This is a genomic window from Acaryochloris sp. IP29b_bin.148, from assembly GCF_028285565.1.
GTDB lineage: Bacteria > Cyanobacteriota > Cyanobacteriia > Thermosynechococcales > Thermosynechococcaceae > Acaryochloris.
In genome coordinates this window covers 1-7,074 of the sequence record NZ_JANQOY010000164.1, presented here as the reverse complement: position 1 = coordinate 7,074, position 7,074 = coordinate 1, and the positions used below count along the sequence as shown (strand labels likewise).

Genomic DNA, 7,074 nt, shown 5'->3' with positions numbered 1-7,074 from the left:
TGATGACCAAGAGTGAGGGCATCCTGGACTCTATATCCTACAGAACATTGTTGGGAAAAGGGATTGAGCAGTTCACTCCACAAAATCCAAAAGAACGAGGGATGCATTGGTCAGAAGCCACTGCTGATGCTCTTGCTGCGATGAAGACCATCATGCTAAATCAGGCATGGGATCTCTACTGGGTTGACCAGCAAATTCTGCCTCTCGCTACAACCCCTTAACCCAGACCTTTTGGCCGCTAACTTCATCATTGAGCTATTTAACACCGAGTGAATTTGAAGAAAAGTGGAGGTATGAACAGGATAATTTTCAGGTGTGATACATGTGATGTGGTTCTCTCTCATTCCTGATTTTACTGTCCAAGATCAAGGGTTCACTTCAACTGTCTGGTTACCAATCTTCGATTTCTTCGGTGGTCAATAGTTTTTCGAGCTTGAGATATTCTCGCTGTGCAGACTGACGAATGTATTCCATGGTGATTGAGCGATCGCATTGGGCAGCTAGAAAGGCAGAATTGAGGGCAATATTGCTAATGTGGCCCCCGGTTACTTTGAGTTGCCCCAGCCGGTCATAGTCTAACCCTTGAGTCGGGGTTTGAGCCGGAAAAATGCGCCGCCAGATTTCGGCCCGTGCCTCCGCATCGGGAAAGGGAAACGGCACCATAAATCGAAGCCGTCGCAAAAACGCTTTGTCCAGATTGTCCTTAAGGTTACTAGTCAGGATGGCCAGGCCCCGATAAGCTTCCATCCGCTGCAGCAAATAGCTGACTTCGATATTGGCATGACGATCGTGGCTGTCTTTGACCTCCGATCGTTTGCCAAATAGCGCATCGGCCTCATCAAACAGCAGGATCGCCCCGCCAGATTCCGCCGCATCAAAAATCCGACGTAAGTTCTTTTCAGTTTCACCAATGTATTTACTCACCACGGTGCTGAGGTCAATACGGTAGAGGTCTAGATTGCAAGCTCGCGCTAGCACTTCGGCAGCCATTGTTTTGCCCGTGCCGCTTTCGCCATAAAAGAGGGCGCTAATGCCTAGGCCGCGATCGCCCTTCTTGGCAAAGCCCCAATCTTGATATACCCGAGCCCGATAAGTTAGATGGGTCGCCATATCTTCTAGGATCAGCCTCTGGCGATCGGGCAACACCAAATCTTCCCAGGTGGCCGTAGCCTCAATTCGCTGGGCCAAATCTTCTAGATTGGGTCGGGCCTGGGAGCGGCAGAGATCCCATAAATGATTTTGGATTTTGGATTTTGGATTTTGGATCTTTGGATTTGTAAGGCTTTGCCCTGCTCGCAGCGTATTTTGAATTGTCCCACTGGCTTGCATACAGACTGACTGCACTGCCGCTGGGCTCAGTTGGAATTGGGCAGCGAGTAAATCAATGTAGCCATTAAGGTCTTTGGTTAAGGGATCTAGGTGGGTATGCCACAGATGTTTCTGTTCAGCATAGGTTAGGGGGGGAACCTCAACGGTGATGAGGGGGCGGCGGACTTGAGGTTTGCGATCGCGACTACAGACAATCGCTGGGACCTTGAGCGGTTCTAAAAACAGAGAAATTGCCGCGCTTCGGCCCGGATCATCTGGATTTGCAATGTCACAGTCCAGCAACAGGGCGCTATGGGTCAGCAGAGCTTCTCGTTCCCAGAGGCGTTGGAACTGGCCCAGCGCTTGGGGCTCGGTGGGCAAAACGGCGGCGGGTAAGGCCATCAGATGGAGCCCCAAGCGATCGCACGCCGCCACGGCGACATTCGTATGGGGGGTGGCATCGGGTCCGATAAGGCAGATCAAGGGAAATCCTTGGGGAGAGGCTGCCATCGACCAGGTGGCCATAAGTCGTTGGACAGCGGTCAGATAGGATGGGGGCAACGCATCCATGACGCCCTCAGGTGACAAGGGTGTCATTAGGTCGGAGAGTTGTTGAGCAAGGGCAGGTTCATCTAGCAGGTGGCAAAGGATGCGGTGATCCAATTTGAGCGGCGCATCGGTGAGCAACCGCCCCGGCTCAGGCTGAATCAGCTGCCAGTGGTGCAAGGGGCTTTGAGGAGAAAGCACGGACCAATCAGCATCGGAGAAGACAGAGAGGGCCAACCCCAGTGTGGCGTAGGGTTTGTTGCTATCGCCATGGATTTGGGCACAGAGGGTTCGAAATTGGGGTTCAATTTCTAACCCCAGACAGAGGAGAAGAATCGTGCGCTCAAAGGGGGAAAGATTGAAGGTGTCGCCCAACTGGGCCAGGGATAACGGCTCGGCTTCAAGGATAGCTTCTAGAGGGATGGCAGGTTCGGCTTCGAGGTGGCGCTCTAACAATAACCGTAAGCCCCAGAGGCTAAGGCTGAGGGGATCAACCGAGGCGGGGATCGCCCCATCCATGAGGGCATCCAGGTCGGCGCTGCCGGTTTCAATCGCCTGCTTTAAAGCCTGAGCCACTTCCCACTGTGGCTGAAGGTTTAAGGCCCGCTCGAGCGCGCCCAGGGCGGCGGCGGTTTCTCCCTGGCGTAGGAGGCAGATAGCCTGGTGCAGCCGAGTGTCGGGGGTGTCGCCATACATCTGCAGCGAATGCTCCAGATAGTCTAACCCGGCAGCGTCATCCCCAAGCTGTGCAAGCAACCGCGCTAACTGGAGCGGCAGATTTTTATCTTCACCGATCCAGTAGTACCGCTCCCACACCTGTTGGATGGCCTCGACCACACCCTGCCGCAGGACGTCAGGAGCGGTTTCGACCAGGGCCATAAGGGTAGGCCAGCAGCCCAAAAAGATATTGTGATCCCAGCCGCTGAAACGCAGATAGGCGAGAATTTGCGGCAGTTTGAGGGTGGGGTATAGCGGCTCAATCGTCTTCTTGAGGGCAAAGAAATTGTCAGGGCCGGTCTGTTGAATCCACTGGTGATAGGCTTGGTGGACCTCAGCATAGTCGGTGGTCGAGGAACCAAACAAAAAAGCGCACACGGTCAAGCTTCTGGGCCGATGGTGGGGGACGAGGGCCAGGCCACCCTGGTGTTGGGTATAGAGGGCAAGGGCGTGGTAGTTTACACTCAGGGAAAAACAGCCCTGATGAAACACCAGTTTGGGCTTGTCGCGATGGGCTAAATCGACTTCCCGGCTGTAGCCCTTGTCAGCAGTGAGTAATAGGAGGCGATCGCCAGTCAAATGACGCAGGTGGGCCAGCCCCTCCAGGGCCACAATCGGTAGCATCAGGCTAGTATCATCCAGCTGTTGTGAGTAGTGCTGTAAGACCTGGTTGAAAGCAGGGTCGTCATAATAGTCAACAGTAACCGGGTGATCGGCATAGGTGATTTGCAGGCGCTCCAATAATTCCGCTGGGGGTCGGTCGGTGTCAACGTCTGGAATGGTGAGGGTCAGTTGGGTTTCCTGCAGCTGCCCGACTTGAATCGCAAATAGGTCCTGGGGAATGCTATCGAAGAAGTAATTCGCCAGGACAATCAGAGGATTGGTCAGCGTCTCCGCCGACAGGCACTCACCTGAGTGAATCAGCTGAATTGGGGCTGGAGATTGGAAGTCGAACTGAGCAATGTCAAGAAGCCCCTGGTCAAAGTAGGGACTTAGGGCAGGATGCGTTTGCCAAAAGTCTAGGTTGTGGGGGGCGAAATCGGTCATGACATATTTGACCGACAGCGGTTGGAGGAGGGGATGGAGAGGCTGGGCAAAAAATTGTTGGAGGAAGTGGTAAGCAAATCGCCCGGAACCTGCACCGAGTTCGAGAATGTAAAGGGGTTGGCTGGGATCTACGGGTGAGGTGCTAACGGCTGTCTCCGCTGCCAGCCAGTCGCGCAAAAAGGCCAGCACCATTTGACCGTAGGTGTTGGCAATGAAGGGATTGCTGGTCACATAGTGAGGCACTTTGCCCGTGTTCCAGGCTTGAATGCCGTGCTGCTCAAAAAATTTACGCTGTAGTTTCCACAGCAACGATCGTGATAGCCGCTGGTTGGCGTCTAGGGTGACAGGTGGGCGATCTACGGGAGTGGATTGTGGCTCTGTCATAGATGCTGGGATAAGGACAGATATCTGTCAAGTGCAACGCTGTAAAAACACAGTTAAAACTCACGGCGTTATCCAAATAATAAGGGTGAGCATGCCCTTGATTGTTCTTTTTTCCTTAAAATTTTGAGCGGTGCAGGGTTTGAGTTTGAGGTAACGACCCAGCTCTTTTTGAAAGCAGAGTCGGGATGCATTTAGAGAGCCGGTCCCATACTCGAAGTGTGATCGCTCGCCGTCCTGAGATCGTACTGAAGCGCTATACTGAACATCCTCAGCGCCAGCAACACCAAGAGACTGGTGTGTACCAGGTCTGGGGTCGGTGTGAAGAGTTTAAGTTGGTGAAGGAACGCACCATAAACGATCTCTACTACACAGCGGAAAAGGAGCATTTCGTTACAATCTAATGCGTTGGGGTTAGGGTTCATATAAGCTGACATTAACATTAATAGGTGAAATCCAATCCGACACAGGTTAACCCAACGCCTGACCGAAAGCCACCCTAATCCCAGGACCAGTTATGAAAACCCTCGAGCCCCAAAGCAGGTCGTCTTGGAAGTCGTCTAAAGTATCTGTCCAGCAGCGAAAGCAAGAGGAGGACGCACAGACGCTCGTCTCCGTCCCGCAGCCTGTGCAAGATAGTCAGAACATGGCGCGCGCACCCAAGGAAACGACCGCAAAAAAGTGGGGCGCGATGATTGGCAATGTGCAACGAAAGGCAGAGGGTTCGGGAGGGGGTAAAGCGGTAAACCTGATGCCCAAGGGCAGTGGTCGCCCGTTGCCCCCTCAAGTGGTGAATACCTTTGTTCAGTCGGGCTATCCAGAGGTGGCCAACGCCAGGGTCTATGTGGATGACGCGGCTACCCAACGATTACAGGCAACAGCCTATACCCAGAAAGACAAGATTGTAGTGAAGTCCAGTGGTGCGAATGACCCGAAGCTACTGGGCCATGAGGCCACCCATTTGGTGCAGCAAAGTCAGATGGCTTTAAAGCCCGATGTGAATGGCACGCCGATTAATGCGAATCCGGCGTTGGAGAAGAATGCGGATGACAACGGGGAGCGGGTGGCCCGAAATGAGCCTGTCCGAGTTAAGGGGATTAGCGCAAAGGATAAGAAAGTAGATGTGATTAACCGCTCAATTGAGGAGCAGGATGCAAGTAGGAAAACGGGTGAATCAGATCGAATTGTGGTGCAACGTAAGCCAATGGTCTGCAGAAGTAACGGTAAACCTATGCTCGAGAAGGAGGTCGCAAAATGGTTGATGAGCAAGAATAGAGCACGACCGATGAGTAAGGAGGAAGTCAAATGGTTTATGAGGTACTTCAACCATCTAGAGTATACAGAGCCCATAACATTAAGCGAGGTGGCCTTGGTAGCAAAGAAATGGCAGAAAGATTATGAGAAAACCGGGTCTACTGAAGACGACGCCGAAAAAGGTGACGAGGAGGAGGACAAAAACCCCTTCAACGATGACGAGAAGTTGGGCAATGGGTCAATTTTTGTATATCAAACATATCGATCCAAGCCTCGCCAATACGCCATTGATGACGTGCTGGTAGAATTGGACAGGTTCGAGATCAAATCACAGGACATACCCGCCCTTGAACAGGTTGTACAGAGTATGACTGGGATGATCTTTTTCGATTGGAACGAAGTCGTGAGTGAGGTCAAACAGCGCTGCTCTAAACGAATTTTGCGTGCATTCCAGGCCTTATCAGAAAAAGACCAGCCCCCCTGGAAGTGGAATAACCCCCAGCACGCGTGGATAAATGGGATCAAGCAGTGGATCAACGGGGGTAATCTTTCGGAACTAGAGCAAATGAATTGTTGGCAGACAGTATTATTTGCAGCATTCAAAGGAGGCATAATCAACAAGGATTATTTCACGAAAGCTAATTTCCAGCGAAAGAAGCAACCCACGGGGCTAGCAGGTGTAATGGCACCACGCATTGGCGCAATGGAGAAATATTTTCCCGATTGGCAGCGAGAAAAAGAGGTAGAGATCGGTCCGGTTCTATCACGAGCGGTTCAGAGAAGGAAGGGAAGCTTGAGAGGACTGTATTGGAAGCCGAAGGAGTGGGGCCAGCGAACAAAAGATGTGGTTCAGATAATGCAATACCTATCGAAGATAAACATACCCGAGGGATATGTGGTGCTTTTCGGCGTCGGAGCGGAGCATGTAGCAATGAGTACTGGGAAGAGGGTACGGATGAGGCACGTCAAAGAATGGAAGGCGGCGGGTTTCCCCGACAGGAAGGGCCATGAGATATGGGAATGCGATGATCTCCAGGAGTATTATAAGAACGGCGTGAGGAGGAGTGATGTGCAAAGAATAACGATTGAGGATAAATTATTAAAGAATTATACGCAAGTAGGGTGTATCAAGTGGGGACCGCTACCGACCATGAACGATGTGAGGTCGGAGTATGCAAAAGCGAAGTCTGAAGATAAAATCGAGAAGCAGAAGGACGAGTATCTCAAGAACAAAGAGGAAAAAAAGCAGGAAGCCGAGGACGAGGACTTGAATAACGAAGAGAAATGGGGAAAAGAAGCAGAGAAGTATAAGAACTTGTTAGAGAAATCAACGAGGAACCTATTTAAGACCGGCGGAAAAGCAAAGTCACAAAAGGGGAAAAAGAAGCAGAAGGGTAAGACCAGAAAGAGAAAAACAAGCGTAGAGTGGGAAGCAGCGCCCTATGGGGGAGTTAAGGAGGAGATTTTCGCTGATGAGGACATAAATATAGAGAAAACAGCCGCAGGCAAGTATAAGATCGAACCTATTATACGAGGCGGCGACGTCTACGAAGAGACGAAAGGGATAACGGGAGCTGACTATGGCAAAGAATTCCATGGCCTCGGGCCAGAGGACGAATGGGAATAAAGACGAGGCGAGGAACAGGGCAGAGGCGAAGGGAATGCGGCGGCACGGAAGGAATCCGTGGCATGGTTTAAAAACAGGGGATTTTGGGTAACACTTCCACGGCAAAATAAACCATCATTTTTCGATGGCTTGAGGTCTACTTCTACCCAATCAGGTCAGACTATGCCCTTTGGAATCGCTTGAATCCCAACAGC

The 7,074-nt window shown here is 51.7% G+C and carries 4 protein-coding genes; 3 read left to right on the top strand and 1 reads right to left on the bottom strand.

Features of this window, described 5'->3' with window-relative positions; all coding sequences use genetic code 11:
- Positions 1-221: hypothetical protein (locus tag Q0986_RS15255; RefSeq protein WP_299411975.1), on the top strand; the 221-nt coding region annotated here is incomplete at its 5' end.
- Positions 222-390: 169 nt separating this feature from the next.
- Here Q0986_RS15255 and Q0986_RS15250 read toward each other — a convergent pair.
- The gene (locus Q0986_RS15250) at positions 391-4,002 is read right to left on the bottom strand and encodes an AAA family ATPase (RefSeq protein WP_299411972.1); all 3,612 of its coding nucleotides are present in this window, start codon (positions 4,000-4,002) and stop codon (positions 391-393) included.
- A gap of 185 nt (positions 4,003-4,187) precedes the next feature.
- Between Q0986_RS15250 and Q0986_RS15245 the strand changes: the two genes are divergently transcribed.
- A complete protein-coding gene (locus Q0986_RS15245) occupies positions 4,188-4,403 on the top strand; it encodes a hypothetical protein (RefSeq protein WP_299411969.1) in 216 nt (71 codons plus the stop codon).
- A gap of 113 nt (positions 4,404-4,516) precedes the next feature.
- Complete coding sequence (locus tag Q0986_RS15240; RefSeq protein WP_299411966.1) at positions 4,517-6,880, top strand: DUF4157 domain-containing protein; 2,364 nt, start codon at positions 4,517-4,519, stop codon at positions 6,878-6,880.
- Positions 6,881-7,074: the final 194 nt, after the last annotated feature.

What these genes read in the sequence shown, in the direction of transcription:
- Q0986_RS15250 (WP_299411972.1), bottom strand. Translation starts at nt 4,002, where the DNA reads ATGACAGAGCCACAATCCACTCCCGTAGATCGCCCACCTGTCACCCTA.
- Q0986_RS15245 (WP_299411969.1), top strand. Translation starts at nt 4,188, where the DNA reads ATGCATTTAGAGAGCCGGTCCCATACTCGAAGTGTGATCGCTCGCCGT.
- Q0986_RS15240 (WP_299411966.1), top strand. Translation starts at nt 4,517, where the DNA reads ATGAAAACCCTCGAGCCCCAAAGCAGGTCGTCTTGGAAGTCGTCTAAA.